The following is a 25,101-nucleotide window of genomic DNA, read 5'->3' on the forward strand; positions in this document are numbered from 1 at the left end:
GACGGCGCGGCCGATGCCGCTGTCGCCCCCTGTGATCAGCGCGACCTTGCCTTGCAGCCGGCCGTGGCCGGTGTAGCTCTGCTCGCCGCAGTCCGGGTAGGGCTCCATCTTGCGCTGTGAGCCGGGGACGCTTTGCGGCTGTGAAGGGAAGGGCGGGGTCGGGTAGTCACGCATGGTGCAAGCTCCTGCAGTCGAGAACACATACCTGTTCGAACGGGGCGCGCCGCCAGTGTTGGACGCGATCGCGAATCGATACGACGGGCGGTGGTGGCCGGGCCCCGGCTAACGCCGCTTGCGCTGTGCCTCGGTAATGAGAAAGCCGGCAACGAAGCCCAGTAGCGCAGCCGCCGCCAGGATCACGTAGCCGTTGTTCAGGCGCTTCCAGGCGGCATTGACGGGTGGCTGCGGGTCAGGCACCGCCACCGCAGGCGGCATGGCTTGTGGCACAGGCGCGAAGGTCGCGCTGTCTTGCATGGGCGTAAGCTGCAGCGCTGTGCCGTCAACCAGCTTCAAGGCCAGGCCTTCGATGGTGCCGGCCACGCGGTCCGCAAACACCGGTTCGCCCTCGGCATCCAGGCTGTCGTAGATGAACCGGGTGCCTTCCAGCCAGCCCACCGCGGTCAACAGCTCCGGGCCAAGGTAGTACTTGCCGTCCTGGAAGAACCCCGGGAACTGATGGGCGCGCTCGACATTCTCCACGCAGTAGCGCTCGCCCCGTTTCATGCCTGTGGCTTGATCGATCATGGTGCAAACCCCTCTCGGTAACTGGTTGCTTCGGGCTACTGGAAGTCGCTGCCCAGGGTGCCGGACGCCGCGCCGGGCACGAGAATGACCTTGCGGCAGTCGTCCTGCTTCTGATCGAACAGCTTGTAGCCCAGGGCGGCTTCTTCCAGGGCCAGGCGGTGGGTGACGATCAGTTCCGGTTGCAGGCGCCCGTCCTCGATGTATTCGAGCAGCTCGGGCAGGTACTTGTGCACGTGGGTCTGGCCCATCTTGAAGGTCAGGCCCTTGTCGAACGCGTCACCGAACATGAAGGCGTGGATGAACCCGGCATATACGCCGGGGACGCTGACCACGCCGCCCCGGCGTACTGCGGCGATGCTCTGGCGCAACGCCTTGCCGCTGCTGCCCTCGATCTTCAACGCGGTCATTACCGTTTCCGCCGTGCTGCCCTTGGCCTCGAAGCCGACGGCGTCGATCACGGCGTCCACGCCGCGCATGCCTGGGGTCTGGCGGATGATGCTGTCGGCGGGGTCGTCATCCTGTTCGAAGTTGATCGGTAGCACGCCGTAGGCTTGCTGGGCGTAGGCCAGGCGGTAGTCATTGTCGTCCACCATGAAGATGGCCTGGGCGCCGAGCATTCGCGCGCAGGCGGCGCTCAGCAAGCCGACCGGGCCGGCGCCATAGATCGCCACGGTAGAGCCCTGGCTGATCTGGGCATTGATGACCGCTTGCCAGGCAGTCGGCAGGATGTCGGAGAGAAACAGCACTTTGTCGTCGGCAAGGTAGGTAGGCACCTTGAACGGGCCGATATTGGCCTTGGGCACCCTCACGTAATCGGCCTGGCCACCAGGGATGCCGCCATAGAGATGGCTGTAGCCGAACAAGGCGGCCCCCGGCGGTATGCCTTTGCGGTTGATGATCGAGCCGCGGCCGGTGTTGGTGGTTTCACAGGCGGCAAACAAATCGTGCTGGCAGAAAAAGCAACTGCCGCAGGCAATGACGAAGGGGATCACCACCCGGTCGCCGACCTGTAGCCCGGTAACGGCACTGCCGATGTCCTCGACAATGCCCATGAACTCGTGGCCGAAGATATCGCCGGTTTCCGTTGCCGGAATCTTGCCCCGGTACAGGTGCAAGTCCGAGCCGCAGATGGCGGTGGCGGTCACCCTCAGGATGATGTCGTCCGCTTCCTGAATGCTGGGATCAGGGACGGTATCGACCCTGACATCGTTGGCTCCGTGGTAGGTCAGTGCTCTCATGGCGGGCAACTCCTGCAAACGTAGGAAGGCAAGGTGTATGCAGGTGAAGCCAGGGGCGGTGGCAAAGTTCAGAGGAAACTGTTCAGTGGCGCCCACTTGGGCAACGCCAGGGCCGATCTTGGCCTAGAGTTAGCGGCACGGCAGCTGGCGCAATGAAATTATCCTGCGCGCGCCACAACTATTTCCTACGGCGGATGTCATTTTCCGAAGCTGGCTTCCTTATCGGGAGCCAAACCGGCCTTTTTCAGGAGCGAAGCGCACATGGCAGCACTGCAGAACAGCACGTTGGACGCGATTGTCGGCAATCAGGCGCAGTTGCTGGGGGAGTGGCTCGCGGCGCTGGAAGCCAACGGCGCGGCACGCAATCTCCGCGAGCAGGACCTGCGCCAGGAAACCCGCGACTTCCTGCAACTGGTGGTGGACGGCCTGCGCAAGGGCAGCGGCAACCAGGTGGGGGCCGAGGGCTGGGAAGAAACCCGCCACTTCCTCGAGAAACTCTCGGCCAGCCGTGCCCAGATCGGCCAGGAATCGCACCAGACCGCCTATTTCATCTTTGCCCTCAAGGGCCCGCTGTTCACCCTGCTGCAAGCCCACTACCGCGAACAACCGGCGCTGCTGGCCGAGCAGCTGTGGGAAATCTCGCAACTGCTGGATGCCTTCGGCCTGCACACCATCCGCACCTACCAGAAAAACCGCGAGGCGGTGATCAAGCGCCAGCAGGAAGAGCTGCTGGAGCTGTCCACCCCGGTGGTCAAGCTGTGGGAGGGCGTACTGGCCTTGCCGCTGATCGGCACCCTCGACTCGCAGCGCAGCCAGACGGTGATGGAGTCGCTGCTGCAGCGCATCGTCGACACCGGCTCCGAGATCGCCATCATCGACATCACCGGCGTGCCCACGGTCGACACCCTGGTCGCCCAGCACCTGCTCAAGACCGTGACCGCCATCCGCCTGATGGGCGCCGATTGCATCATCAGCGGCGTGCGCCCGCAGATCGCCCAGACCATCGTGCACCTGGGCCTGGACCTGGGCACCCTGACCACCAAATCCAACCTGGCCGACGCCCTGAAGCTTGCACTCGCACGCCTGGGCACGGCCACTGGCGAGAAGGTGTGAGGCGATGGAGCGCATTCCCATTCTGCAAATGGGCGAGTTCCTGCTGGTGACCATCCAGGTCGACATGCATGACCAGCTGGCGCTGCGCCTGCAGGACGACCTCACCGACCGCATCGACCACACCTCGGCGCGTGGCGTGCTGATCGACATTTCCGCGCTGGACATGGTCGATTCGTTTATCGGCCGCATGATCGCCAGCATCTCCGGCCTGTCGCGGATCATGGACGCCGAAACGGTGCTGGTCGGCATGCAGCCGGCGGTAGCGATTACCCTGGTGGAGCTGGGCCTGACCCTGCCCGGGGTGAGCACGGCGCTCAACGTCGACCGTGGCATGCACCTGCTGCGCCAGCGAGTGGGCCGCCCATGACCACTCGCCAAAGCGGCAGCCAACCGGTGCGCATCGAGCAGGACGTGGTACTGGCCCGCCAACTGGCGCGCAAGGTCGCCAGCGACTGCGGCATGCGCCTGGTCGATTTGACCAAGCTGGTCACGGCCGTCAGTGAACTGGCCCGCAACACCGTGGTGTATGGCGGCGGCGGGGACATGGACTGGGAAGTCATCGAAGAGGCCGGGCGGGTTGGCCTGCGCCTGGTGTTTCGCGACGAAGGGCCGGGCATCGCCGACGTCAAGCTGGCACTCACCGACGGCTGGACCTCGGGTGGCGGCCTGGGCCTGGGCCTGACCGGCGCACGCCGGCTGGTCGATGAATTCGAACTGGACACAGCGCCCGGGCAAGGTACCCGGGTAACGATCACCCGATGGACGTGAACCTCAGCGCGAGCCTGACCCAGGTGTTGCGCCTGGACGATGCCAGCCAGGTCGGCCACGCCCGCCGGGTAGTGCAAAAGCTTGCCGAACAGCACGGCTTTGCCGACAACGACGCCGGCCGCGCCGCCATCGTCGCCACCGAACTGTCGAGCAATGTGCTCAAGCACGCCGAACAGGGCGAGCTGCATGTGCGGGTGCTCGCCCATGGCGAGCATCACGGCCTGGAGCTGGTGGCGGTGGACCGCGCCAAGGGCTTCGACCTGCACAGTTGCCTGGTCGATGGCTATTCCACCGGCGGCACCCAGGGCATCGGCCTGGGCGCGGTCAGCCGCCTGGCCCAGGTGTTCGACGTGCACGCCGATGGCAACGGCGCGGTGGTGCTGGCGCGCCTCTACCCCCAGGCGCACCCGGCGCGCGACCTGCGCATCGGCGTGAGCCACCATTCGCTGCATGACGACCCGGCCTGCGGTGATACCTGGCACGTGACCCTCGGCGAGCAGCGCCTGAGCGCGCTGGTGATCGACGGCCTGGGGCATGGCGAGGAGGCCGAACGCGCCGCCAAGGCGGGCGCCCAGGCGTTCGTCCAGGGCCCGTTCAATGCCCCCGAGCTGCTGCTGGGTGACCTGCACCACGCCATGTCCGGTACCCGCGGCGGTGCCGTGGCCATCGCCCAGTACCAAGGGGCGGGCGACAAGCTGGCCTTCATCGGCATTGGCAATATCGGCGCCACCCTGGTCGGTGGCGAGCGCCCGCGCGGCCTGGCCTCGCACCCGGGCATCGTCGGCGGGCAATACCGCAAGGGCCAGGTGTTCGACTACGCTCACGTGAAGGGAAATCTGTTGATCATGTTCAGCGACGGCCTGCAGTCCCGTTGGAACCTTCAAGCCTACCCCGGCCTTGCCCACCGCCACCCGGCGGTGATCGCTGCGGTGTTGCATCGCGACTTCTGCCGAGGGCGGGACGACGTGACGGTGCTGGTCATCGACCTGGAGGCCGCGCATGGCTGAGCCAACCCCCACCCCCCGCAGCGAGCAAGAGGCCCTCGTGGCCCGCCTGCAGGCGGAAAACCAGGCCCTGCGCGCCGAACTCGAAGAAACCAACCAGGGCGTGCTGGCGCTGTATGCCGAGCTGGACACCCAGGCCGAGCAGCTGCGCCAGGCATCGGACCTGAAAAGCCGCTTCTTGTCGTACATGAGCCACGAGTTCCGCACGCCGCTGGGCTCGATCCTGAGCATCACCAGCCTGCTTTCCGACGAGGTGGACGGGCCGCTGGCCAAAGAGCAGCAACTGCAGGTGGCGTTCATCAGCACCGCCACCCGCGAGCTGAGCGACATGGTCGACGACCTGCTCGACCTGGCCAAGATCGAGGCCGGGCGCATCACCATTTCGCCGGCCTGGTTCGACATGCTCGATTTGTTCGCCGCCTTGCGCGGGATGTTCCGCCCGATCGTCGATGCCGGCACCGTGGACCTCATCTTCGAAGAGCCCGAGGGCTTGCCGCGGATGTTCACCGATGACAAGAAGCTGGCGCAGATTCTGCGCAACTTCATCTCCAACGCCCTGAAATTCACCACCCGTGGCGAGGTGCGGGTGTCGGCGCAGCTGCACGGCAGCGATCAGATCCGTTTCGCCGTCAGCGACACCGGCATCGGCATTGCCCCGGAACTGCTGGGCGGGTTGTTCGAAGACTTCGCCCAACTCGACTCGCCGCTGCAGAAACGCTTGCGTGGCACCGGCCTTGGCTTGTCGCTGTGCAAGCGTTTCGCCGCGCTGCTGGGTGGCGAAGTGGGCGTGGACAGTGCGCCCGGTGTTGGTTCTTCGTTCTTCGTCATCCTGCCGCTGGCGATTGCCCAGGAGGGTGCGGATGAACACTGACGCGCGCCTGCTGATCGTCGATGACAACGCCGCCACGCGTTATGCACTGCGCCGTCGCCTGGCCCTGCACGGCTACCAGGTGCAGGAAGCGGGCACCGGGGGCGAGGGGCTGGCGCTGATTGGCAGCGAGCAGTTCGATGCGCTGATCCTCGACGTCAACCTGCCCGACATGAGCGGCTTCGACATCGTCCGGCTGCTGCGCGCACAGCCGGCCACCGCGTTGCTGCCGGTGATCCATGTCTCGGCGGCATCGATCCAGACCGGCGACATCATCACCGGGCTCGATGCTGGTGCCGATGCCTACCTGGTGCACCCGGTGGACCCGGATGTGCTGGTGGCCACCCTGAGGACTCTGCTGCGGGTGCGCGACACCGAACGAGCACTGCGCGAAAGCGAGGCCAACTTCCAGGAAATCTTCACCAACGTTTCTGCGCCGATCGCGGTGCTCGGCAGCGGGCTCAAGGTGCAGGAGTGCAACCACGCGTTCGCCCGGCTGATCCAGGACAACCGCAACCCCGACGCGCTGCAGCAGTGCTTTGCCGATGGCCAGCAGGCCAACCTTGCCGCCCTGCACCAGCACCTGGCCGAGGGCCGGCGCTGGCGCGGCACCCTGGCCATGACGGTGGGTGGCGAGCCACGTGATACCGAGTGGCAGCTGTCACCCTACCGGGCGCCGGGGCTGTGCCTGGTGTTCGTCGAAGACGTCACCGAACACCGCCACCGCGAACGCTCGCACCTGGCCCGCCTGGACGATGCCAACCTGCAGCTGGCGCGGGAAACGGCCCATCGCGAACAGACCGAGGCGCAGCTGCTGCAACTGCAGAAGATGGACGCCCTGGGCAGCCTCACCGGCGGCATCGCCCATGACTTCAACAACCTGCTGACCGGCATCATCGCCAGCCTGGAGCTGATCAACAAACGCGTGGCGCAAAACCGCCTGGAGAAGGTGCCCAGCTATGCCGACGCCGCGCTCAGCTCCGCCATGAGCGCCGCCTCGCTGACCCACCGCCTGCTGGCCTTTGCCCGCCAGCAACCGCTGGACACCCGCCCGGTGGACATCAACGAGCGGGTACGTTCGCTGGAAGAGCTGATCACCCGCACCATCGGCGAGCGCATCGAACTCAAACTCGAGCTTTCCAGCGAGCCGACCATCGCCCTGGTCGACCCGATCCAGCTCGAAAGCGCGGTGCTCAACCTGGTGATCAACGCCCGCGATGCCTTGGCCAAGGGCGGGCACATCTGGGTCAACACCTCGGCCAGCTGGTCCCATGGCGACCCCAACCTGAAGGACGGCCCCTATGTTGCGGTGACGGTGCGCGACAATGGCAGCGGCATTGCGCCGGAGCTTTTGCAAAAGGTCTTCGACCCGTTCTTCACCACCAAGCCGTTGGGCCAGGGCACGGGGCTTGGGCTGTCGACCATCTACGGCTTCGCCCGCCAGTCGGGCGGCCATGTGGCCATCCGCAGCGTGCTGGGGCAGGGCACCGAAGTCACCCTGATGCTGCCGCGCAGCAGCCAGCAGGAAGTCAGCGAGGTGCGCAACGCGCAGCTCGGCCAGCAGGGCGCCGGCGAGCATGTGCTGGTGGTCGAGGACATGGCCTCGGTGCGCCTGTCGGTGGCCGAGGTGCTGATCGATGCCGGCTATCGCTGCACCCTGGCCGAAACCATCGAGCAGGCGCTCGACCACCTGCGCGAGGATGCCGGCATCCACCTGCTGCTGACCGATGTTGGGCTGCCGGGCATCAGTGGCCGGGAACTGGCCGACATGGCGCGCACCTACCGGCCCGGGCTGCCGGTGCTGCTGATGACCGGCTACGCCGAAACGGCGCTGGACCGCCAGGCGTTCCTCGACACCGGCATGGACCTGCTGATCAAACCGTTCCAGATCGCCGAGCTGCTCGACAAGGTGCGGCGCACCCTGGGCCAGGCAGGCTGACTGCCTGGCCTGCCCAGGGCAGCCCGCACCGGTCACTTCTTGCCAGGCAGCACCGAGCCAAGCACCTGCTTGGCCGTCTGCAGGATGACGCCGGCCTGGTCAGGGTCGCCCTTGAGCAAGGTGGTGGCGAACTTCTTCGCCTGCTCAAGCTTGATGTGCGGCGGCAGCGGCGGCACGTCGGGGTCGGTCTTGAATTCGATCAGCACCGGCCGGTCGGCGCTCAGCGCGCGCTCCCAGGCATCTGCGATGTCTTCTTCGCGGTCGACGTAGATGCCCTGCAGGCCGATGGAGATGGCGAACAGGTGGTAAGGCACGTCGGGGATCGACTGCGACGCTTCGAACTTGGGGTCGCCTTCCATCACCCGCTGCTCCCAGGTCACCTGGTTGAGGTCCTCGTTGTTGAACACCGCGCAGATCCATTGCGGGTTGTCCCACTGCTGCCAGTACTTGGCCACGGTGATCAGCTCGGCGAGGTTGTTCATCTGCATCGCGCCATCGCCCACCAGGGCCACCACGGGCCGCTGCGGGTGGGCGAACTTGGCGGCGATGGCATAGGGCACCGCAGCGCCCATGCAGGCCAGGCCGCCGGACAACGAGCACTGCATGCCTTGGCGCACCTGCAGGTCGCGGGCGTACCAGTTGGCGCAGGAGCCCGAGTCGCTGGTGACGATGCTGTCATCGGGCAGGCGCGGCGACAGCTCGTAGACCACGCGCTGCGGGTTGATCGGGTCGGCCTTGACCAGGGCGCGCTTTTCCAGGGTCTTGTCCCAGCGGGCGCGCCAGCCTTCGACCTTGTTGCGCCAGCGCCGGTCGCGCTTGGGGGTGAGCAGCGGCAGCAGGGCGCGCAGGGTTTCGCTGGCATCGCCGACCAGGTTCACCTCCATCGGGTAGCGCAGGCTGAGCATGTCGGGTTGCAGGTCGATCTGCACGCCGCGGGCCTGGCCTTCCTTGGGCAGGAATTCGGCGTAGGGGAAGCCCGAGCCGATCATCAGCAAGGTGTCGCATTCGTTCATCAGCTGGTAGCTGGGTTCGGTGCCAAGCAGGCCGATGGAGCCGGTGACCCAGGGTAAATCGTCAGGCAGCACGGCCTTGCCCAGCAGCGCCTTGGCCACGCCCGCGCCGAGCGTTTCGGCCACCGCGATGACCTGCTCGGTGGCCTGCAAGGCCCCGGCGCCGACCAGGATCGCCACCTTGCGCCCGGCGTTGAGCACTTCGGCGGCGCGCTGCAGGTCGGCCTCGAAGGGCACCACCTTGGGTTTGCTGTAGCCGATGCCGGAGTGCAGGGTGCCGTGGGCACGGGCCGGCTCGTGGTAGGGCAGGTCCTGCAGGTCGTTGGGCAGGATCACCGCGGTGACGCGGCGCTCACCGACGGCGGTGCGCACGGCGCGGTCGAGCAGGTGGCGGACCTGCTCGGGGGTGGAGGCCTGCTGGACGAAGGCGCCGGCCACGTCCTTGAACATCGACAGCAGGTCCAGCTCCTGCTGGTAGTGCCCGCCAAGCGCAGCCCGTGCTTGCTGGCCGACGATGGCCAGCACCGGCTGGTGGTCCATGCGTGCGTCGTACAGGCCGGTGAGCAGGTGCGAAGCGCCGGGGCCGGAGGTGGCGATGCACACGCCCAGCTCGCCGGTGAACTTGGCGTGGGCGCTGGCCATGAAGGCGGCCATTTCCTCATGGCGTGCCTGGATGAACTCGATCTTGCCGTTGGCCCGGCTCAGCGCGCCGAACACGCCGTTAATGCCGTCCCCGGGGTAACCGAAGATGCGCCTCACGCCCCATTGGTACAAACGCTCAACCAGAAAGTCGCCTACCGTGCCTGTCATCGTCTGCTCCTGTCATGTACTCGATAGGGGTCTGGACTGGGCGCGTTTCGCGAAAGTTTCATCGGTCTTGGCTCAGCCGCCGGAACCCCCTGCGCCAGAGCCGCCGCCGCTCGAACCACTGCCGCCGGTACCACTTCCCGAGCCTGTACCGCTGCCACTGCTGCCACTGCTGCCGCCGGTTCCGCTACCCGAGCCGCTGCTGCCATCGCCACCAGTGTTGTCCGTGCCGTTGTCCCGGGTGCCGCCGTTGCCGGTGCCCAGGCCATCGCCGGGTGTGCCCGAGCCGCTCGCGCCGCCCTGGCCGTTCATCTGGCCGCTGTCCAGGGGCTGGTTGCCGGGGGTGCGCTGATCGTTGAGGTCGGTGGCGGCCAGGGCGATGGGCACGCTGGCGCCGAGGCACAGGGCGAGCAGCAGTGCATGGGGTCTTAGGGTTTTCATGGTGAAGCTCCTGTTTTTGAGGTGGCTACCCAGTGTTCGGCCTGCCCGGCGAGGGCGGGTGCCCGCAGAACGACGAAAGGCGTGCAGCGCGCCTGAACCTGCGGAACGACCGCGTTCGCGGCGCAGTCCACCCAAGGTCGGAGCATCCCTTTCCCGAGGCACCTGCGCAGATGACCTTCATCGTCTGGTTCGCCATGCTGGGCGCGGTGCTGTTGCTGCTCGCGCTCTCGTCTTCCTACCTGCGCTGGATGCCTGTCACATCCTCGGTGGTGTGCCTTGGCCTGGGCATTGCGCTGGGTGGCTCCGGCGTGGGCCTGCTGCACCTGGACCTGGCAAAGGCCAGCGGCTGGATGGAGCACCTGACCGAGGTGGCGGTGCTGTTCTCGCTGTTCTTCAGTGGCCTGAAACTGCGCCTGCCCCTGGCTGACCCGCGCTGGCGCATCGCGGTGTACCTGGCCGGGCCACTGATGCTGGTGTGCATCAGTGGCGTCAGCCTGGTGCTGCACTACGGCTTGCACCTGAGCTGGGGCCTTGCGGTGCTGATCGGCGCGATCCTGGCGCCCACCGACCCGGTGCTGGCCACGCTCGTGCAAGTGGTCGATGCCCGCGACGCCGACCCGGTGCGCTTCAGCCTGTCGGGGGAGGCCGGGCTCAATGACGGCGTGGCGTTTCCCTTCGTCATCCTCGGCTTGCTGTTGCTGCAGCCATCCGCGCAGGAGGGGTTGGCCGGCTGGCTGCTCAAGGACGTGCTCTGGGCGGTCACGGCGGGCCTGTTGTGCGGCTACTGGATGGGGCGTGGGCTGGGCAAATTGACGCTCTACCTGCGCCTGCGCAACGACGACAGCACCGTTTCGCCCAACGACTACCTGGCCCTGGCGCTGATCGCCCTGGCCTATGTGGCCGCCGAGCTGCTGCAGGGCTACGGCTTTCTCGCGGTATTCGCTGCGGGCCTGGGGCTGCGCCAGGCCGAGGTACGCACCTCCAGCAGCCCGCAGGCGCCTGCCGCCGAGCACCTGGTGCAGCCGGTGGTGGGGCACCAGCATGTGGCGCCGGAACAGGCGGTGAAGGGGGATGTGCAAGGCCTGGGCGACTCGCAGATCGCCGCAGGCATCATGCTCGGCGACATGCTCGCCTTCGGCAGCCTGGTCGAGCGGGCCATGGAGGTGTTTCTGGTGACCTTGCTGGGCGTCGTGCTGCTCGAGCACTGGGACTGGCGCGCCGTGATCGTGGCGGGGGCACTGTTTGCGGTGATCCGCCCCCTGGGCGTGATGCTCGCGCCGCTGCGCGGCAGGCTGAACCTGCCCCAGCGCGGCCTGCTGGGGTGGTTCGGGATACGCGGCATCGGCAGCTTCTACTACCTGTTCTATGCCGTGAACCACGGCTTGCTGCCTGCCGCCGCAGTGGAAAGTACCAACCTGGTGCTGTCGGTGGTGGCCTTGAGCATCCTGCTCCATGGGCTGAGCGTGCAGCCGTTGCTGGCCCGCTACGAGTCGCGCAAGGGCAAGTAGGAACCCAGTGGGCCGACGATCACTTCGGGTATTCATCGGCCGCACAAAGATGCCTCAGCGCAAGCTACGGCGCCGCACCAGCCAGTAGGCCGCCGGTATCACGAACAACGACAGCAACGGCGCGCTCAACATGCCGCCGACCATCGGCACGGCGATGCGGCTCATCACCTCGCTGCCGGTGCCGCTGCTCCACAGAATCGGCAGCAAGCCCGCCACGATCACCGCCACGGTCATCGCCTTGGGCCGGATGCGCTGCACTGCACCTTCGCCAATCGCCTGCAGCAGCGCCGCCTGGCCGTGCTCGCCCTTGGCCTGGCGCTCGGCCCAGGCGTTGTTCAGGTAGATCAGCATGATCACCCCGAACTCCGCCGCGACCCCGGCCAGGGCGATGAAGCCGACCCCGGTGGCCACCGACAGGTTGAAGCCCATCAGGTACAGCAGCCACACCCCGCCGGTCAGGGCGAAGGGCAGGGTGGCCATGATCAGCAGCGCTTCGCCGAGGCGGCCGAAGGTGAGGTAGAGCAGCACGAAGATGATCGCCAGGGTCGCCGGCACCACCCAGGCCAGGCGGGCGTTGGCCCGCTCCAGGTATTCGAACTGGCCGGAGTAGCTCAGGCTGGTGCCTGCTTCGAGCTTCACCTCGCGCGCCACCGCCTGGCGCAGGTCGGCGACCACCGACGCCAGGTCACGCCCGCGCACATCGATGTACACCCAGCCCGAGGGGCGGGCGTTCTCGCTCTTGAGCATCGGCGGGCCCTCGGCGATGCGCACCTGGGCCACGCTGCCGAGGGTGACCTGGCCACCCAGCGCTGTGTAGATCGGCAGCTGGCGCAGGGCCTCGACCGAGTCGCGCCATTCGCGCGGGTAGCGCAGGCTGATGGGGTAGCGCGCCAGGCCTTCGACGGTTTCGCCGAGGGTTTCGCCGCCGATGGCGCCGGCCACGATGGCTTGCACGTCGGCGATGTTCAGGCCGTAGCGGGCGGCGGCCTGGCGGTCGATGTCGAGGTCGATGTAGCGCCCGCCGGTCAGGCGTTCGGCCAGCGCCGAGGTCACCCCCGGCACGCCCTTGGCGGCGCGTTCGATGGCCAGGGTGGTGCGGTCGATCTGCGCCAGGTCGTTGCCGGCCACCTTGACCCCGATGGGGCTCTTGATGCCGGTGGCGAGCATGTCGATGCGGTTGCGAATCGGCGGGATCCAGATGTTGGTCAGGCCCGGCACGCGCACCCGGCGGTCGAGTTCCTCGATCAGCTTTTCGCTGGTCATGCCGGGCCGCCACTGCTCCTTTGGCTTGAGCTGCACGGTGGTTTCGAACATCTCCAGCGGCGCCGGGTCGGTGGCCGACTCGGCGCGCCCGGCCTTGCCGAACACGCTGGCGACCTCCGGCACGCTGCGGATCAGCCGGTCGGTGCGCTGCAGCAGCTGCGAGGCCTTTTGCGCCGACAGGCCGGGCAGGGCGGAGGGCATGTACAGCAGGTCGCCTTCGTCCAGCGGCGGCAGAAATTCCCCGCCCAGCTGGCTCAACGGACAGGCGCTGCTGAGCAGGATCGCCAGCGCGCCCAGCAGGGTCAGCCAAGGCCTGCGCAGCACCGCGTCCAGGGCCGGGCGGTACAGGCGGATCAGCCCACGGTTGAGCGGGTTGCGCGCCTCGGCGGGCAACGGCCCGCGGATCCAGTAGCCCATCAGCACCGGCACCAGAGTCACGGCCAGGCCGGCCGCCGCCGCCATTGCGTAGGTCTTGGTGAAGGCCAGCGGCGCGAACAGCCGGCCTTCCTGGGCCTGCAGGGTGAACACCGGGATGAACGACAGGGTGATGATCATCAGGCTGAAGAACAGCGCCGGCCCCACCTCCACCGCCGCATCGGTCATCACCTTCCAGTGCGCCTCGCCGCGCAGCACCTGCCCGGGGTGGCGGGCGTGCCAGGCTTCGACCCGTTTGTGGGCGTTCTCGATCATCACCACGGCAGCATCGACCATGGCACCGATGGCGATGGCGATGCCGCCCAGCGACATGATGTTGGCGTTGATGCCCTGATGGCGCATGACGATCAGCGCGATCAGCACCCCCACCGGCAGCGAGACGATCGCCACCAGCGACGAACGCAGGTGCCAGAGGAACGCCGCGCACACCAGCGCGACCACGATGAACTCCTCGATCAGCTTGTGGCCAAGGTTGCTCACGGCGCGGTCGATCAGCTGGCTGCGGTCATAGGTGGTGACCAGCTCGACGCCGGCCGGCAGGCTGCTTTTCAGCGTGTCGAGCCTGGCCTTGACCTGGGCGATGGCCTCGCGCGCATTCTTGCCACTGCGCAGGATCACCACGCCGCCCACCGCCTCGCCCTGGCCGTCGAGCTCGGCGATGCCGCGCCGCGCCTGCGGCCCGAGCTGCACGCTGGCAACGTCGCCCAGGGTCACCGGGGCGCCGTTGGCCGCCAGGCGCAGGGGGATGGCGCGAAAATCGTCGAGGGTCTTCAGGTAGCCCGAGGCGCGCACCATGAACTCTGCCTCGCCCAGCTCCAGCACACCGCCGCCGGTTTCCTGGTTGGCCTTGCCGATGGCCTGCGCCACCTGGCCCTGGGTGATGCCCAGGCTGGCCATGCGCAGCGGGTCGAGCTGCACCTGGTACTGCTTGACCATGCCGCCGATGCTCGCCACTTCGGCGACATCCGGCAGGGTCTTGAGCTCGAAGCGTAGGAACCAGTCCTGCAGGCTGCGCAGCTGCGCCAGGTCGTGCCCGCCCGTGCGGTCGACCAGCGCGTACTGGTAGATCCAGCCCACCCCGGTGGCGTCCGGCCCGAGCACAGGCTTGGCCGAGGGCGGCAGGCGCGACTGCACCTGGCTCAGGTACTCCAGCACCCGCGAGCGCGCCCAGTACAGGTCGGTGCCGTCTTCGAACAGCACATAGACGAAGCTGTCGCCGTAGGCCGAGAAGCCGCGCACGGTCTTGGCGCCGGGCACCGACAGCATGGTGGTGGTCAGGGGGTAGGTGACCTGGTTCTCGACGATCTGCGGGGCTTGCCCGGGGTAGGCGGTGCGGATGATCACCTGGGCGTCGGACAGGTCGGGCAGGGCGTCGATCGGCAGGCTGCGCAGCGAGAGCATGCCCCAGGCCACCAGCAGCAAGGTGGCCAGCAGCACCAGGATGCGGTTGGCCACCGACCAGCGGATGAGCTTGGCGATCATGGCTGGCCCTCCAGCCCGGTGCTCGCTTCGATGCCCTTGAGGCTGGCTTCGGAGTCGATCAGAAACTGCCCCGAGGCCACCACCTTCTGGCCGGCTTGCAGGCCTTGCAGGATGGCGACCTGGCCGTCGCTCTCCTGGCCCAGCAGCACCTGTACCGGGCGGAAGCGGCCCTGGTCTTCGGCGAGCATTACCAGGTCGCGCTTGCCGGTGCGGATCACCGCTTCGGCCGGCAGCAGCAGGCTGTCATCGGCCTGCTGGCCTGGGCGCAGCAGCACCTGTGCGGTCATGCCCGGGCGCAGGCGGCCAGTGGGGTTGGGCAAGGCGATGCGCAGGCGCAAGGTGCGGCTTTGCGGGTCGGCATCGGCGAGCAGGGCGGTCAGCGTGCCCTTGAGGGTTTCGCCGGGGTAGGCCGGCAGGTGCGCCTCGACGGCTTGCCCCTCCTGCAGGCCGCTGGCCTGCGCCTCGGGCACCGCCGCTTCGAGCCACACCGTGGCCAGGCCATTGATGCGCGCCAGGGTCGCGCCAGCGCTCAGGGCCATGCCGGGGCGCAGGTCCAGCGCCTGGATCACGCCGGCGCTCGGCGCCACCAGCGTTACCGCGTTGTGCACCTTGCCGCTGCGCGCGACCCGGTCGACCAGCTCGCCCGGCATGCCCGCCAGCAGCAGGCGCTGGCGGGCGGCGGCCAAGAGCGCGGCATCGCCCAGCTGGCGCAGCGCGAGGAACTCTTCCTGCAGGCCGGCCCATTCCGGGGCCAGCACGTCCGCCAGCGGCGCCCCCTTGGCCACCACGTCGCCCGTGGCCCGGCCATAGGTGCGCTCGACAAAGCCTGCGGTGCGCGCTTGCAGCACGCTGAAATCCCGTTCGTCGAAGGCCAGCACGCCACTCACTTGCAACGCGCGTTGCAGCTTGCCACGGGTGACGGTGGCCAGGCGTACTCCGAGGTTTTGTTGGATGCCTTGGCTGATCTGCACCGCAGGTTGCTCGCTGTCGTTACCAGCCTCGGCATATTTGGCCACCAGCTGCATGTCCATGAATGGCGACTTGCCCGGTGCCGGGAAGTGCTGCTGCGGGTACATCGGGTCGTACCAGTACAGGGGCTTTTGCTCCGCTGCCGCGGGTGCCGGCTCTGGCTGGGCCGAGTGCCCCAGCCAGTAGCCCGCGCCGGCGCCAATGGCCAGGGCGAGGGTGGCGATCAGGCCGATGGATGGGGTGTTCATGTGCGTACCTCTCCATACACGAAGTGCAAGCGGGCTGCGGTCGCCGCCAGTTGCCCTTGCAGGTCGATGTCCTGTAGCTGGGTCTCGACGCGCTGACGCCTTGCCGAAATCACCTGGTCGAGCGGCGACTTGCCCGCCCGGTAGTCGGCCAAGCTCAGGCGCACCCGTTGTTCGGCCAGGGGCAGCAAGGTTTCGCGGCTGCGCGCCACTGCCCGCTGCAGGCGCTGGTAGTCCGCCAGGTCCGCTTCAAGCTGCGCGGTGTGCTCACGCAGGGCGGCTTGCTGCTCGTCTTCCAGTTGCCGTACCTGGGCCTGGCGGGCGGCGATCATTGGGTCTTGCCGCGAGCCGCTGAACAGCGGCAGCTGGAAGCTGACCTGAACGCTGACCATGTTGCTGAACGCGGGGCCGCGGCGTTGGTAGTCGACCTGCCAGCCCCAGTCCGACTTCTTCTCGGCAATGGCCTGCTGCACCTGGGCTTGCGCCTCACGGGTCATGGCCCCGTAGGCCGCCAGCTGCGGGTGAGCGTGGAGGGTGTGCAGGTAATCGGCGGTGCGCACCGGCCATTGGGGAAACGCCGGCGCCTGGGCGTCGGCGTTCTGCCCGATCCAGCGCTTGAGGGCGGCGCGGGCCTGGGTGGCCTGGGCCAGCAGCTGGTCCTGCTGTTCCTCCAGTTGCGCGGCCTCCTGGCCGGGGACCAGTGCATCGGCAGACGAGCCACCGCCTGCGGCCAGGCGCGCGCGTACAGCGGCTGCCAGCAGGCGGTTCTCGCTGAACAGCGCGTCGAACTGCTGCAGTTTGCGTTGCAGGGTGTACGCCGTGATCCACGCTTGCGCGGTGGCCGCACGCACTTTCAGGCGCTCGAACAGCACTTCGGCATCCGCCCGTTCGACGGTGGCTTGCGCGGTTTCGACGCGGGCTTTGCGTTTGTCGCGGTTGGGCACTTCCTGCGCCAGGCCGACCACCTGCATGGTCATGAAGTCGCGGTTGGTGCTCCAACGATCGCTGCCATCCACCGGCAGGTTCTGCAGGCCAAGGTTCAGCCGTGGGTCGGGCAGTTCGCCGGCGGGCAGCACGGCGTGACGCGCTGCTGCCACCTGCTCCTGGCGGGCCTGCAGCGAAGGGGCGTTGCGCTCGGCCAGTTGCAGCGCAGCGTCCAGGGACAACGAAGCCGCCTGCGCCGAGAGCGTCGGCAGCAGGAGTATCAGGGCGGCCACCAGCGTGCGCCCTGAAGGGAGATAAAGGGGAGTCATGAACATGAGTCCTTGAAAAAACCAGCGCACAGGCGCATTCCATCGCTCAGCCGCCAAGGCAGAACGATGCTGTGAGGTTCAGGTAAGGAATCAGATGCGCGGTGGGCGCCAGCGATCGGGAGGGGCGCGGGATACCAGGCTCACGGCGTAGGTATCGCCGGGGCGCGGGGTGGCGAACGACAAGGCAGGGTCGAGCAGGCTGACTTCAAGTGCGCTGGCGGTGCTGCATTCCTGGCCGACCTTGCAGGCTTTGGAGGCGTGGTCGGCGGGCTTGCCGGGAGCCTGGTCCTGGCAGCAGTCGTGCTCCATGCCGGCCATCATGGCCATGCCCATGGCCTGCATGGGGCAGGGCGCCACGGCCGAGTCGACGCCCGCCATCCCGTTGAGGGGAAGCGAGAGCATGAGCATCAGCAGGGTGAGCAGTCGCAGGGCGCGGGTCATGCGGGCGAGTCTAGGCGATTTCGGTTAGCGCGGCATTAACCAAATCGCCCCGTGTGCGCTTTACAGGTCCAGCGTGCCGTCCTCACGCGGGGCGGCGTTGGTGAGCAGCCTGCTGGCGCTGGCCGGGTGGTTGGCCAGGCGGTCGCTGAGGTCCCAGATTTCCAGCATCTTGGCGTATTCGAAGGCGTGCAACGGGTCGGCCTGCAGCCAGCGCTCGAAGGCCGCATGGTCGTCGGCGCAGCAAGCTTCATCGTGCAGGCGCAGGCACCAACTGGCGGCTTCGCTGATGACGGTGTCGCTTGCCTGCGCAGGAGGGGGCGGCTTCATGTTCGGCTTCCTCTGTGACCGGGCCGCCACAGTAAGCAAGCAATTGGCAAAAAAACGTTAAAAAAACATCAGCAAATGGCATGGGTGGGGACAGGCACCGGCTTGGCCGGTGTTCGCGGGGCAAGCCCGCTCCTACAGGGGGTTTATCGGGCACAATACGCCGGTTCATCATTCAGCTTGCAGGGATTGCCCATGCTTTACGTCGTCATGCTCGGAGGGCGTCATCCGGGCGCCAAGATCGAAGTCCACGATGTGGTCTTCGCCCACGCCGATTCGCTCGAAGCGGCCTACCCGCAATTGCGCAGCGCCTGGTTCGGGGCGGCCAAAGGGCTGCACGTCGATTCCTGGCTTGCGGTGGATGGGGTGGATGGATATCGCGTCGAGCTGCGCCAGGAGCGGCCAGCAGCGGGCGCGCCGCGCTTGTACTTCATCAACCTTGGCGGCTACGAGAAGCAGGTGTTCGGCGAGGCCCACCGCTACCTGCTGGTGGTGGCTGGCAACAAGGCCGAGGCCAAGGCGCTGAGCAAGAAGCGCATGCAGGCCGATTGGCTGAAACCGCATACCGATGCCCTGATCGATGTCGATGATTGCCTGGCCATCGACCAGGTGGCGGGGGCGTTCGTGCACCTGGTGCAAGGGCAGCATGCCGAGACGGTGGTGAGGAGTGATTACCTCCTGCTTTGAGGGGTGACCGTGCGGGCCTCATCGCCGGCAAGCCGGCTCCCACAGTGGGGCAGCGGTGTACTTTGTGGGAGCCGGCTTGCCGGCGATGAGGCCGGTCATGGCTCAGCAGCGCGTCCCTGCGCAGGGTCAAGCGATCAGAAGCTGTACTTGGCGGTGAGCATCAGGTTGCGCGGCGTGCCCCAGGTGTCGCCGGCGTAGTCCACGGAGCTGGCGATGGCGGAGTAGTACTTGCGGTCGAACACGTTGTTGGCGTTGAGCTGCAGGTCCAGATGCGGGTTGACCTGGTAGCCGGCCATCAGGTTGGTGATGGCGTAGGAGCCCTGCACCAGGCGGTACTGGCTGCCATCGGCGACGGTGAAGTCGTTGTAGAGGCGGCTCTGCCAGGTGATGTTGCCGCCGATGCGGGCCTTTTCCAGCGGGCCTTGCAGGCGGTAGTTGGTCGACAGCTTGAACAGGTGCTCTGGCGTGTCGGTGTCGAAGCGCTGGTTCTCCTTGGCCGGGTTGGCAGCGTCCTTGAGCGTGTGCACGCGGGCGTAGGTGTAGCCGGCGCCGACCTGCCAGTTCGGGGTCAGGGCACCTTGCAGTTCCATGTCGACGCCTTGGCTGCGCACTTTGCCGGAGGCCACGTAGCAGTTGGTCGGGTCGCTGCAGCCGTTCAGGTCGGTCTGCGCGACGGCGCGGTTTTCCTGGTCGATGCGGAACAGGGCGATGCTGGCATTCAGCGCGCCGTCGAAGTACTCGCCCTTGACGCCGATTTCGTAGTTCTTGCCCTCGATCGGCTTGACCGGGCTGCCCGAGGCATCCTTGTAACTCTGCGGGTTGAAGATGTCGCTGTAGCTGACGTAGACCGAGTGATGCGGGTCGAGATCATAGATCAGCCCGGCGTAGCGGGTGACGTTGCGAGTGACCTTGTAGTCGGCGCTGGCGCTTTCCTTGTTGTCGTAGTCGTACCAGTCCAGGCGCCCGCCGAGGATCAGCTTGAGCGGGTCGGCCAGGCTCAGGCGGGTGGTCAGGTACACGCCTTCCTGGGTGGTGACTTCGCGGGTGTTGCCGGTGTGCCTGAAGTCGGGCTTGGCGCCGTTGAGCGGCCAGTTGGTGTCGTAGGGGCTGTAGTTGCGCGTGTCCATGTCGTAGATGCGCTTGCTGGCCCCGACCACCAGCTCGTGGGTGCGGCCAAAGGCCTGGAACGGGCCGCTGAGGAAGCCGTCCACCCCGGCTTGGTTTTCCTGGTGCTTGGACTGGTACACGGTGCGCGACAGCGGCGCTTGCAGGCCAGCCCAGCGCGACTGGTAGGAACCGGTGAACGCGGCATCCTGCTGCGAGTAGTTGGCGTTGACCTGCAGCGCCCAGTCGTTGGCCAGGCGCTGGCGCACCTCGGCGAACACGGTGTTGATTTGCTGGTCCTTGTTTTCCCAGTCGGTGCCGGGGTTGTAGGAGCGCGAGAAGCCCATGTGGTGGCCATCCAGCGCGGTGGGCATGGCGCCCCAGAAGTAGTTGGTGTTGTCCTTCTGGTGGGAGAAACCCAGGGTCAGGGTGGTGTCGTCAGTGAGGTCGGCCTCGGTGACGGCATAGAACAGGCCGTGGTCTTCCTCGACGTCGTCGATGAAGCTGTTGGCTTCGCGGTACGACGCCACCACGCGGCCGCGCACCGTGCCGCTGTCGTTCAGCGGGCTGGAGGCATCGAGTTCGCCGCGGTAGTTGTCCCAGCTGCCGGCGGCGCCGGTGAGGGTGACCTTCTGCTCGGCCAGCGGGCGCTTGCGCACCAGGTTGATCGCCGCCGACGGGTTGCCGGCCCCGGTGACCAGGCCGGTGGCGCCGCGCACGATCTCGACCCGGTCGAACATCGCCAGGTTCGGCTGGGCGCCCACCGTCCAGCCCTGGTAGCCGCTGGGGATGCCGTCATACATCAGGTTGTCGATGTCGAAACCGCGGGCCGAGTAGGTTTGCCGGCCGGGGCCGTTGGAGTAGTCGAGGAACAGGCCGGGGGTGGCGTTGACCACATCGTTGATGCTGGTCATGGCCTGGTCGTCCATGCGCTGGCGGGTGATGACGGTGACGGCCTGTGGCGTTTCTCGCAGGCTCAGCGGCAGCTTGGTGGCGGTGGCCATGGCGCCGGTGGTGTACGACGCCGAGCCTTCGGTGGTGCTGCCCAGCTGGCTGGAGCTGATCTCGGTTGCGCCCAGTTCCAGCGTGGCAGGCGGTGGGTCTTGAGCCACAGCGGGATGGCGATGGCCATGCACACGGCGATGGCGAGCAGATGGCGAGCGGGGAGGGCGCGCGTGGGCGCAAAAGAGGACTGCATGGGCGACTACTTCCTGATTGCTAATGCGTGTGAGAATGATTAGCAATAAGTGTGTCAGGATTTGTCGCAGCTGATAAGTCTGGTATGCCAGAAAAATCACAAATTTTTCACATTTGCGGGTTCTGCCTATTCGCCGGGCGAGATCTTTTTCCCGCGCTGGCCGGCGATTTCCAGCGCCTGGCCATCGCGCTGCTTGCCTTGCCGGGCCAGGCCTTCGAGCTGGGGAATCAGCATGCCCTCCGGCAGATGCCGCCAGAAGCGCCCGGGCATGTGCAGCCGCAAGGCATCGGGGTTTAGCCGTGCCGGGTTGAAGGTGTGGCGGTAATAGGTACGCCACAGCTCCGCACCAGGATCATCGGCATTACGCGCCCATTGCCGCCAATCGTCAGGGCACTGGCGCTGATAATCGAAGGCTTGGCCATCGAAGCGAATGCCGTCCAGGGGCGTTGCGATCAGCCAGCGCTGGCGCCCCAGGCGGTCGGCGAAGTGGGGGCTGGCGCTGGGCAGGATGTCGTGGGCAGGTTCGTGATAGGCCACCAGGTCAAGCTGCAGCTGTTCGGCCAGCTGCGCAGGCAAGGGAACGAAGCGCACGAAGGCATGCAGGTGGTGGGCTTCGCGGCTCACCTGCTTGATGCGCCGGTGCAGCTCGCTGCCCAGGCGGTCGCCGGCGAGCATGGCGGTGCGGTCGCCGTGGGCCACCCGCCAAAGCACTTCGTAGAGCAGGTTCCAGCGTTGCTCGCCGCGATAGCGGGCGGCTTGCTCCAGCAGCGGCAACAGAGCTGCCGGCACCGTTGCGCGGAAGGGGCCGGGGCCCTCGGGGGGCGCCGCCGGTATGGCCAGCAGGTCTGCCATGGGGCCTTGCGACCAGGTCACCGCGGCCGGGTCGATGCCGTGCCCAAGCAGCTTGCGCGCCTGCTCGCGCCAGGTGTCGAAGCGTTCGTCGCAGTCGAGCGCGATCATCCCCACAGCCCCATCTGCACCGGCGCCTGCGGCTCGCGCAGGCGGGCGCGCAACAGCCCGCTGCGCAAGTCGGCGTCGGCTGGGCGGTAGTCGCTGGTGACGATGAACGGCCTGGCCTTGTCCAGCACGCAGCGCAGCTGGATCAGGTCGTCGTAGCGCACGCGCCGTTCACGGCGCAGTTCCACCAGGCGCTGCACGCTGCGCAGGCCGATGCCTGGGATGCGCGCCAGCAATGCCGGCTCGGCGCGGTTCACGTCCAGCGGAAACACTTCGCGGTTGGCCAGGGCCCAGGCCAGCTTGGGGTCGATGTCCAGCGCCAGGTTGCTGCCCTGGCCGAGCAGCTCGCCGGCCTTGTAGCCGTAGCCGCGCAGGAGGAAGTCGGCCTGGTACAGGCGGTGCTCGCGCAGCAGCGGCGGGGCGGCCAGCGGCACGCTGCCGGGGCTGTCGGGGATCGGGCTGAAGGCTGAGTAATACACGCGCCTGAGGCCGTAGCCCTGGTACAGCGATTCGGCGTTGCGCAGCAGGGTGCTGTCGTCGGTGGCGTCGGCGCCAACGATCACCTGGGTGCTTTGCCCGGCCGGGGTGAAGCGCGGTGCTTTCGGCTCGTTGGCCACGGCCTGCTGGCCCTGGTGGATCACGCCCATGGCCTGGCGGATGGTGTGCGCGTGCTTTTCCGGGGCCAGGCGCTTGAGGCTGGCGTCGGTGGGCAGCTCGATGTTGACGCTGAGGCGGTCGGCCAGGCGCCCGGCCTCTTCGATCAGCAGCGGGTCGGCATCGGGGATGGTCTTGAGGTGGATGTAGCCGCGAAAGTTGTGCTCCTCGCGCAGCAGGCGGGCGACGCGGATCAGCTGCTCCATGGTGTAGTCGGCCGAGCGGATGATGCCCGAGCTCAGGAACAGGCCGCTGATGCAGTTGCGCCGGTAGAAGTCCAGGGTCAGGCGTACCACTTCCTCGGGGGTGAAGCGCGCCCGCGGCACGTTGCTGGAGCGGCGGTTGACGCAGTACTGGCAGTCGTACAGGCAGAAGTTGGTGAGCAGCACCTTGAGCAGCGACACGCAGCGCCCGTCCGGGGTGTAGCTGTGGCAGATGCCCATGCCATCGGTGGCGCCCAGGCTGTCGCTGCCGCGCGAGCTGCGCTTGGGGGCGCCGCTGCTGGCGCAGGAGGCGTCGTACTTGGCGGCGTCGGCAAGGATGCCGAGCTTGGCGATGAGTTGCATGGGCCGGTCTCGTTATACTGATTATTCATACAGTATTTGCCAAGGCGGCCGATTGCAAGAGGGACGCAGATGGGCGGCGCCCCGGGCGCTACAGGGGCTTGCGCATGAACACCCGGGCAAAGCCGTGTTCGTGTGCCCGGTGGGTCTCCTGATAGCCGAGTTTCTGGTAGATCGCGATGTTCTCGGTCATGCGTTCATGGGTGTAGAGGCGGATGGCCTGGCAGCCGGCCTGCCTGGAGTAGTCCTCGCAAAACTGCATCAGCGCCTTGCCCAGGCCTTGGCCTTTGCACGCGGGCAGCACCGCGACATTGGCCAGCAGCATGTCGCTGCCGTCGCGCTGCATCACCAGCACGCCCGCCACCTGGCCGGCCTCGAGGGCGACGTACACCTCGTGGTCTTCGACCACCTGCTGGTAGTCGTCGAGCATCGGCCCTGGCGGCTTGCCGATCCTGGCGATGTAGGGCGAATAGGCGCCATCGACCAACGCGCGGATGGCTTCGACGTCGTCGCGGGTGGCGCGGCGCAGGGCAGGGGTTGGGTTCAACTGGGCGACCTCCGTGAAAGGCCCCGAGCATAAACCCTGGGCGCGGGGCGAGGATAGGTATGAGCGTGCCACGCTTCACTCCGCGCATTTCATATCCAAGCGCTTGCAGCCCCGTGATAAAACGGCCCTCGAACGCCCAATAACAATGCTCCGCAACCCGGCCCCGGGCCGCTTGCACGCCAAGGAACACCGATGTCTTCGAACCGCCTGTTTGGCACCTTCTGCCTGGGCAGCTACTTGCTGTCACTGTCCTACGGCACCACCTTTCTGCTGGCCATGACCTTGCGCGCCCATGGCGCCAGCGAGGCCGATGCCGGCTCGGTGATTTCCACGGCCATGCTCAGCACCTTCCTGGCCGTGGTGTTTTCCGGGCACCTGAGCGACCACCTTGGCGCTGCCCGGTCGGTGGCGGTTGGCGCGGTGTTTCTCGCGGCGGCGTGCCTTGGGTTTGCCACCTGGCCGGGCAACGGCGGGGCGATGATGCTGTTCGGCTTGTTGCTGGGGTTTGGTTGGGGGGTGTTCTATACCCTCGGGCCGATCATCGTGGCCATGCTGATCGAGCCCCAGCGGCGGGTGAAGTACTTTGCCCTGCTTTCGGGCTGCATGATGACCGGCATCGGCACCGGGCCTTTGCTGGGGCGGGTGGCGCAGGCGCTGGGCTACCCGGTCGAGGCGGCCTTCGTGGTCGCGGCCGCGGCCAGTGTGCTGGGGGGCGTGATGTTCTGGCTGATGGCGCCGCGCCTGCAACGGCACCAGGGTGCGGTGGCCGTGAGCCGGATCAGCCCGGCGGCGGCGCGCTCGGTGCTGTCGTCCAAGGCGGCCTTCGCGATCCTGATGGTCGGCTTGGGCGGTGCGATCTTTGGCGGCTTGTCGAGTTTCCAGACTTCCTATGCCGCGCTCTTGCAGCTGGACTATTCGCTGTTCTTCATCGGCTTCATGTCGGCGGTCATCACCTGCCGGCTGCTGGTCGCGGGCTTTATCGTCAAGCGCGACCCCTACCTGATGGCGTGCCTGCTCACGGCGCTGATCGTGCTGTCGGTGCTGATGTTCATGTTCTGGGTGGCGAGCCCTGGCGGGTACCTGCTGGCGGCGATCGTGCTGGGGGTCGGCTATGGCCTGACCTATTCGGTGATCAACGGGCTGGCGGCCAACGAGGCGCCGGCGGGGCAGACTGCACAGGCGCTGGTGCTGTTCAGCCTGGCCTACTTCATCGGTGTATTCGGCTTTCCGCTGCTGGCGGGCAAGGTCATCGTCGAGGCAGGGATGGCTGCGCTGCTGCAATGGGTGCTGGCGATTGCCGTGCTGAACTGGTCGATAACCGTGGCGCGCCTGGCTTGGCGGCGCAGGCGCGCGGTGGCGGTGGCCTGAGGCATTTGCTTAGGCGGGGGGCCTTGTGGGGGGCTGGCTTGCCAGCGATCACTGGCGGAGCCGGTGCCATGCACCGCGGCGTCTGCATCGCCGGCAAGCCGGCTCCCACAGGGATTGCGGGGGCTGCGTTATTTGGCGGGGTGGCTTGAGGAATTTGCTTGGGCGGGGGCT

Annotated in this window: 19 protein-coding genes and 4 pseudogenes; 9 read left to right on the forward strand and 14 right to left on the reverse strand. The window is 67.2% G+C overall.

What is annotated here, in order from left to right:
• From B3E94_RS11100 to B3E94_RS11110, 3 genes and pseudogenes are all read right to left on the reverse strand, one after another.
• Nucleotides 1-174, reverse strand: a pseudogene (locus tag B3E94_RS11100) (NAD(P)-dependent oxidoreductase); the annotation flags it as partial.
• 305 nt (nt 175-479) lie between these two features.
• Nucleotides 480-744, reverse strand: a pseudogene (locus B3E94_RS11105) (short-chain dehydrogenase); the annotation flags it as partial.
• A gap of 35 nt (nt 745-779) precedes the next feature.
• On the reverse strand, nt 780-1,982 hold the full coding sequence (locus tag B3E94_RS11110; RefSeq protein WP_286913528.1) for a zinc-dependent alcohol dehydrogenase: 1,203 nt from the start codon (nt 1,980-1,982) through the stop codon (nt 780-782).
• Between the two features lie 261 nt (nt 1,983-2,243).
• Between B3E94_RS11110 and B3E94_RS11115 the strand changes: the two genes are divergently transcribed.
• From B3E94_RS11115 to B3E94_RS11140, 6 genes are read left to right on the forward strand one after another with little or no spacing between them, the layout of a single operon-like run.
• Nucleotides 2,244-3,095, forward strand: coding sequence for an STAS domain-containing protein (locus B3E94_RS11115; RefSeq protein WP_286913529.1), 852 nt, complete (start codon nt 2,244-2,246; stop codon nt 3,093-3,095).
• Between the two features lie 4 nt (nt 3,096-3,099).
• On the forward strand, nt 3,100-3,462 hold the full coding sequence (locus tag B3E94_RS11120; protein WP_176511476.1) for an STAS domain-containing protein: 363 nt from the start codon (nt 3,100-3,102) through the stop codon (nt 3,460-3,462).
• Nucleotides 3,459-3,863, forward strand: coding sequence for an anti-sigma regulatory factor (locus tag B3E94_RS11125; RefSeq protein WP_176511477.1), 405 nt, complete (start codon nt 3,459-3,461; stop codon nt 3,861-3,863). The genes B3E94_RS11120 and B3E94_RS11125 overlap by 4 nt, the downstream gene beginning before the upstream one ends.
• Nucleotides 3,854-4,870, forward strand: coding sequence for an ATP-binding protein (locus B3E94_RS11130; RefSeq protein ID WP_286913530.1), 1,017 nt, complete (start codon nt 3,854-3,856; stop codon nt 4,868-4,870). Before B3E94_RS11125 ends, B3E94_RS11130 begins: the two co-directional genes overlap by 10 nt.
• The gene (locus B3E94_RS11135; protein WP_286913531.1) at nt 4,863-5,738 is read left to right on the forward strand and encodes a sensor histidine kinase; all 876 of its coding nucleotides are present in this window, start codon (nt 4,863-4,865) and stop codon (nt 5,736-5,738) included. Before B3E94_RS11130 ends, B3E94_RS11135 begins: the two co-directional genes overlap by 8 nt.
• On the forward strand, nt 5,728-7,674 hold the full coding sequence (locus tag B3E94_RS11140) for a response regulator (RefSeq protein WP_286913532.1): 1,947 nt from the start codon (nt 5,728-5,730) through the stop codon (nt 7,672-7,674). The genes B3E94_RS11135 and B3E94_RS11140 overlap by 11 nt, the downstream gene beginning before the upstream one ends.
• Nucleotides 7,675-7,706: 32 nt before the next feature.
• Here B3E94_RS11140 and B3E94_RS11145 read toward each other — a convergent pair whose 3' ends face one another.
• Nucleotides 7,707-9,494 (reverse strand): thiamine pyrophosphate-requiring protein, encoded by a 1,788-nt coding sequence (locus B3E94_RS11145; protein WP_286913533.1) that lies wholly within the window; start codon nt 9,492-9,494, stop codon nt 7,707-7,709.
• Between the two features lie 72 nt (nt 9,495-9,566).
• A complete protein-coding gene (locus tag B3E94_RS11150; RefSeq protein ID WP_286913534.1) occupies nt 9,567-9,932 on the reverse strand; it encodes a hypothetical protein in 366 nt (121 codons plus the stop codon).
• A 170-nt stretch (nt 9,933-10,102) separates the two neighbouring features.
• Here B3E94_RS11150 and B3E94_RS11155 point away from each other — a divergent pair, with 170 nt between their 5' ends.
• Complete coding sequence (locus B3E94_RS11155; RefSeq protein ID WP_286913535.1) at nt 10,103-11,440, forward strand: cation:proton antiporter; 1,338 nt, start codon at nt 10,103-10,105, stop codon at nt 11,438-11,440.
• 54 nt (nt 11,441-11,494) lie between these two features.
• Here the strand turns inward: B3E94_RS11155 and B3E94_RS11160 are convergent, their stop codons facing one another.
• The 5 genes and pseudogenes from B3E94_RS11160 to B3E94_RS11180 all read right to left on the reverse strand — a co-directional run bounded on the left by B3E94_RS11160 (nt 11,495) and on the right by B3E94_RS11180 (nt 17,855).
• The gene (locus B3E94_RS11160) at nt 11,495-14,620 is read right to left on the reverse strand and encodes an efflux RND transporter permease subunit (RefSeq protein ID WP_286913536.1); all 3,126 of its coding nucleotides are present in this window, start codon (nt 14,618-14,620) and stop codon (nt 11,495-11,497) included.
• Between the two features lie 8 nt (nt 14,621-14,628).
• Nucleotides 14,629-15,837, reverse strand: a pseudogene (locus tag B3E94_RS11165) (efflux RND transporter periplasmic adaptor subunit); the annotation flags it as partial.
• Nucleotides 15,834-17,087 (reverse strand): TolC family protein, encoded by a 1,254-nt coding sequence (locus B3E94_RS11170; protein WP_286913537.1) that lies wholly within the window; start codon nt 17,085-17,087, stop codon nt 15,834-15,836. The gene B3E94_RS11170 and the pseudogene B3E94_RS11165, both read right to left, overlap by 4 nt.
• Nucleotides 17,088-17,177: 90 nt before the next feature.
• The gene (locus B3E94_RS11175; RefSeq protein WP_286913538.1) at nt 17,178-17,528 is read right to left on the reverse strand and encodes a hypothetical protein; all 351 of its coding nucleotides are present in this window, start codon (nt 17,526-17,528) and stop codon (nt 17,178-17,180) included.
• A 60-nt stretch (nt 17,529-17,588) separates the two neighbouring features.
• Nucleotides 17,589-17,855, reverse strand: coding sequence for a FecR/PupR family sigma factor regulator (locus tag B3E94_RS11180; protein ID WP_176511490.1), 267 nt, complete (start codon nt 17,853-17,855; stop codon nt 17,589-17,591).
• 192 nt (nt 17,856-18,047) lie between these two features.
• On the opposite strand from B3E94_RS11180, the gene B3E94_RS11185 reads away from it, so the two are divergent.
• A complete protein-coding gene (locus B3E94_RS11185) occupies nt 18,048-18,539 on the forward strand; it encodes a DUF1543 domain-containing protein (protein ID WP_286913540.1) in 492 nt (163 codons plus the stop codon).
• A 134-nt stretch (nt 18,540-18,673) separates the two neighbouring features.
• Here the strand turns inward: B3E94_RS11185 and B3E94_RS11190 are convergent.
• The 4 genes and pseudogenes from B3E94_RS11190 to B3E94_RS11205 form a co-directional block, all read right to left on the reverse strand.
• Nucleotides 18,674-20,841 (reverse strand): annotated as a pseudogene (locus B3E94_RS11190) (TonB-dependent siderophore receptor).
• 126 nt (nt 20,842-20,967) lie between these two features.
• Nucleotides 20,968-21,807, reverse strand: a complete 840-nt coding sequence (locus B3E94_RS11195; RefSeq protein ID WP_236237196.1) for a TIGR03915 family putative DNA repair protein — start codon at nt 21,805-21,807, stop codon at nt 20,968-20,970.
• The gene (locus B3E94_RS11200) at nt 21,798-23,018 is read right to left on the reverse strand and encodes a putative DNA modification/repair radical SAM protein (protein WP_286913541.1); all 1,221 of its coding nucleotides are present in this window, start codon (nt 23,016-23,018) and stop codon (nt 21,798-21,800) included. Before B3E94_RS11200 ends, B3E94_RS11195 begins: the two co-directional genes overlap by 10 nt.
• A gap of 88 nt (nt 23,019-23,106) precedes the next feature.
• Nucleotides 23,107-23,562 carry a GNAT family N-acetyltransferase gene (locus tag B3E94_RS11205; protein ID WP_286913542.1) on the reverse strand — a complete coding sequence of 152 codons (456 nt, stop codon included), beginning with the start codon at nt 23,560-23,562 and terminating at the stop codon, nt 23,107-23,109.
• 192 nt (nt 23,563-23,754) lie between these two features.
• Between B3E94_RS11205 and B3E94_RS11210 the strand changes: the two genes are divergently transcribed.
• Nucleotides 23,755-24,930: an MFS transporter gene (locus B3E94_RS11210; RefSeq protein WP_286913544.1), complete on the forward strand. Its 1,176-nt coding sequence runs from the start codon at nt 23,755-23,757 to the stop codon at nt 24,928-24,930.
• Nucleotides 24,931-25,101 lie beyond the last annotated feature (171 nt).

Origin of the sequence: Pseudomonas sp. UBA6315 (assembly GCF_002438125.1) — a bacterium.
In the GTDB taxonomy this organism is placed as follows: domain Bacteria; phylum Pseudomonadota; class Gammaproteobacteria; order Pseudomonadales; family Pseudomonadaceae; genus Aquipseudomonas; species Aquipseudomonas faucium.

Excerpts from the sequence above, each read along its gene's own strand:
- B3E94_RS11110 (WP_286913528.1), bottom strand. The coding sequence starts at position 1,982 with ATGAGAGCACTGACCTACCACGGAGCCAACGATGTCAGGGTCGATACC.
- B3E94_RS11115 (WP_286913529.1), top strand. The coding sequence starts at position 2,244 with ATGGCAGCACTGCAGAACAGCACGTTGGACGCGATTGTCGGCAATCAG.
- B3E94_RS11120 (WP_176511476.1), top strand. The coding sequence starts at position 3,100 with ATGGAGCGCATTCCCATTCTGCAAATGGGCGAGTTCCTGCTGGTGACC.
- B3E94_RS11125 (WP_176511477.1), top strand. The coding sequence starts at position 3,459 with ATGACCACTCGCCAAAGCGGCAGCCAACCGGTGCGCATCGAGCAGGAC.
- B3E94_RS11130 (WP_286913530.1), top strand. The coding sequence starts at position 3,854 with ATGGACGTGAACCTCAGCGCGAGCCTGACCCAGGTGTTGCGCCTGGAC.
- B3E94_RS11135 (WP_286913531.1), top strand. The coding sequence starts at position 4,863 with ATGGCTGAGCCAACCCCCACCCCCCGCAGCGAGCAAGAGGCCCTCGTG.
- B3E94_RS11140 (WP_286913532.1), top strand. The coding sequence starts at position 5,728 with ATGAACACTGACGCGCGCCTGCTGATCGTCGATGACAACGCCGCCACG.
- B3E94_RS11145 (WP_286913533.1), bottom strand. The coding sequence starts at position 9,494 with ATGACAGGCACGGTAGGCGACTTTCTGGTTGAGCGTTTGTACCAATGG.
- B3E94_RS11150 (WP_286913534.1), bottom strand. The coding sequence starts at position 9,932 with ATGAAAACCCTAAGACCCCATGCACTGCTGCTCGCCCTGTGCCTCGGC.
- B3E94_RS11155 (WP_286913535.1), top strand. The coding sequence starts at position 10,103 with ATGACCTTCATCGTCTGGTTCGCCATGCTGGGCGCGGTGCTGTTGCTG.
- B3E94_RS11160 (WP_286913536.1), bottom strand. The coding sequence starts at position 14,620 with ATGATCGCCAAGCTCATCCGCTGGTCGGTGGCCAACCGCATCCTGGTG.
- B3E94_RS11170 (WP_286913537.1), bottom strand. The coding sequence starts at position 17,087 with ATGACTCCCCTTTATCTCCCTTCAGGGCGCACGCTGGTGGCCGCCCTG.
- B3E94_RS11175 (WP_286913538.1), bottom strand. The coding sequence starts at position 17,528 with ATGACCCGCGCCCTGCGACTGCTCACCCTGCTGATGCTCATGCTCTCG.
- B3E94_RS11180 (WP_176511490.1), bottom strand. The coding sequence starts at position 17,855 with ATGAAGCCGCCCCCTCCTGCGCAGGCAAGCGACACCGTCATCAGCGAA.
- B3E94_RS11185 (WP_286913540.1), top strand. The coding sequence starts at position 18,048 with ATGCTTTACGTCGTCATGCTCGGAGGGCGTCATCCGGGCGCCAAGATC.
- B3E94_RS11200 (WP_286913541.1), bottom strand. The coding sequence starts at position 23,018 with ATGCAACTCATCGCCAAGCTCGGCATCCTTGCCGACGCCGCCAAGTAC.
- B3E94_RS11210 (WP_286913544.1), top strand. The coding sequence starts at position 23,755 with ATGTCTTCGAACCGCCTGTTTGGCACCTTCTGCCTGGGCAGCTACTTG.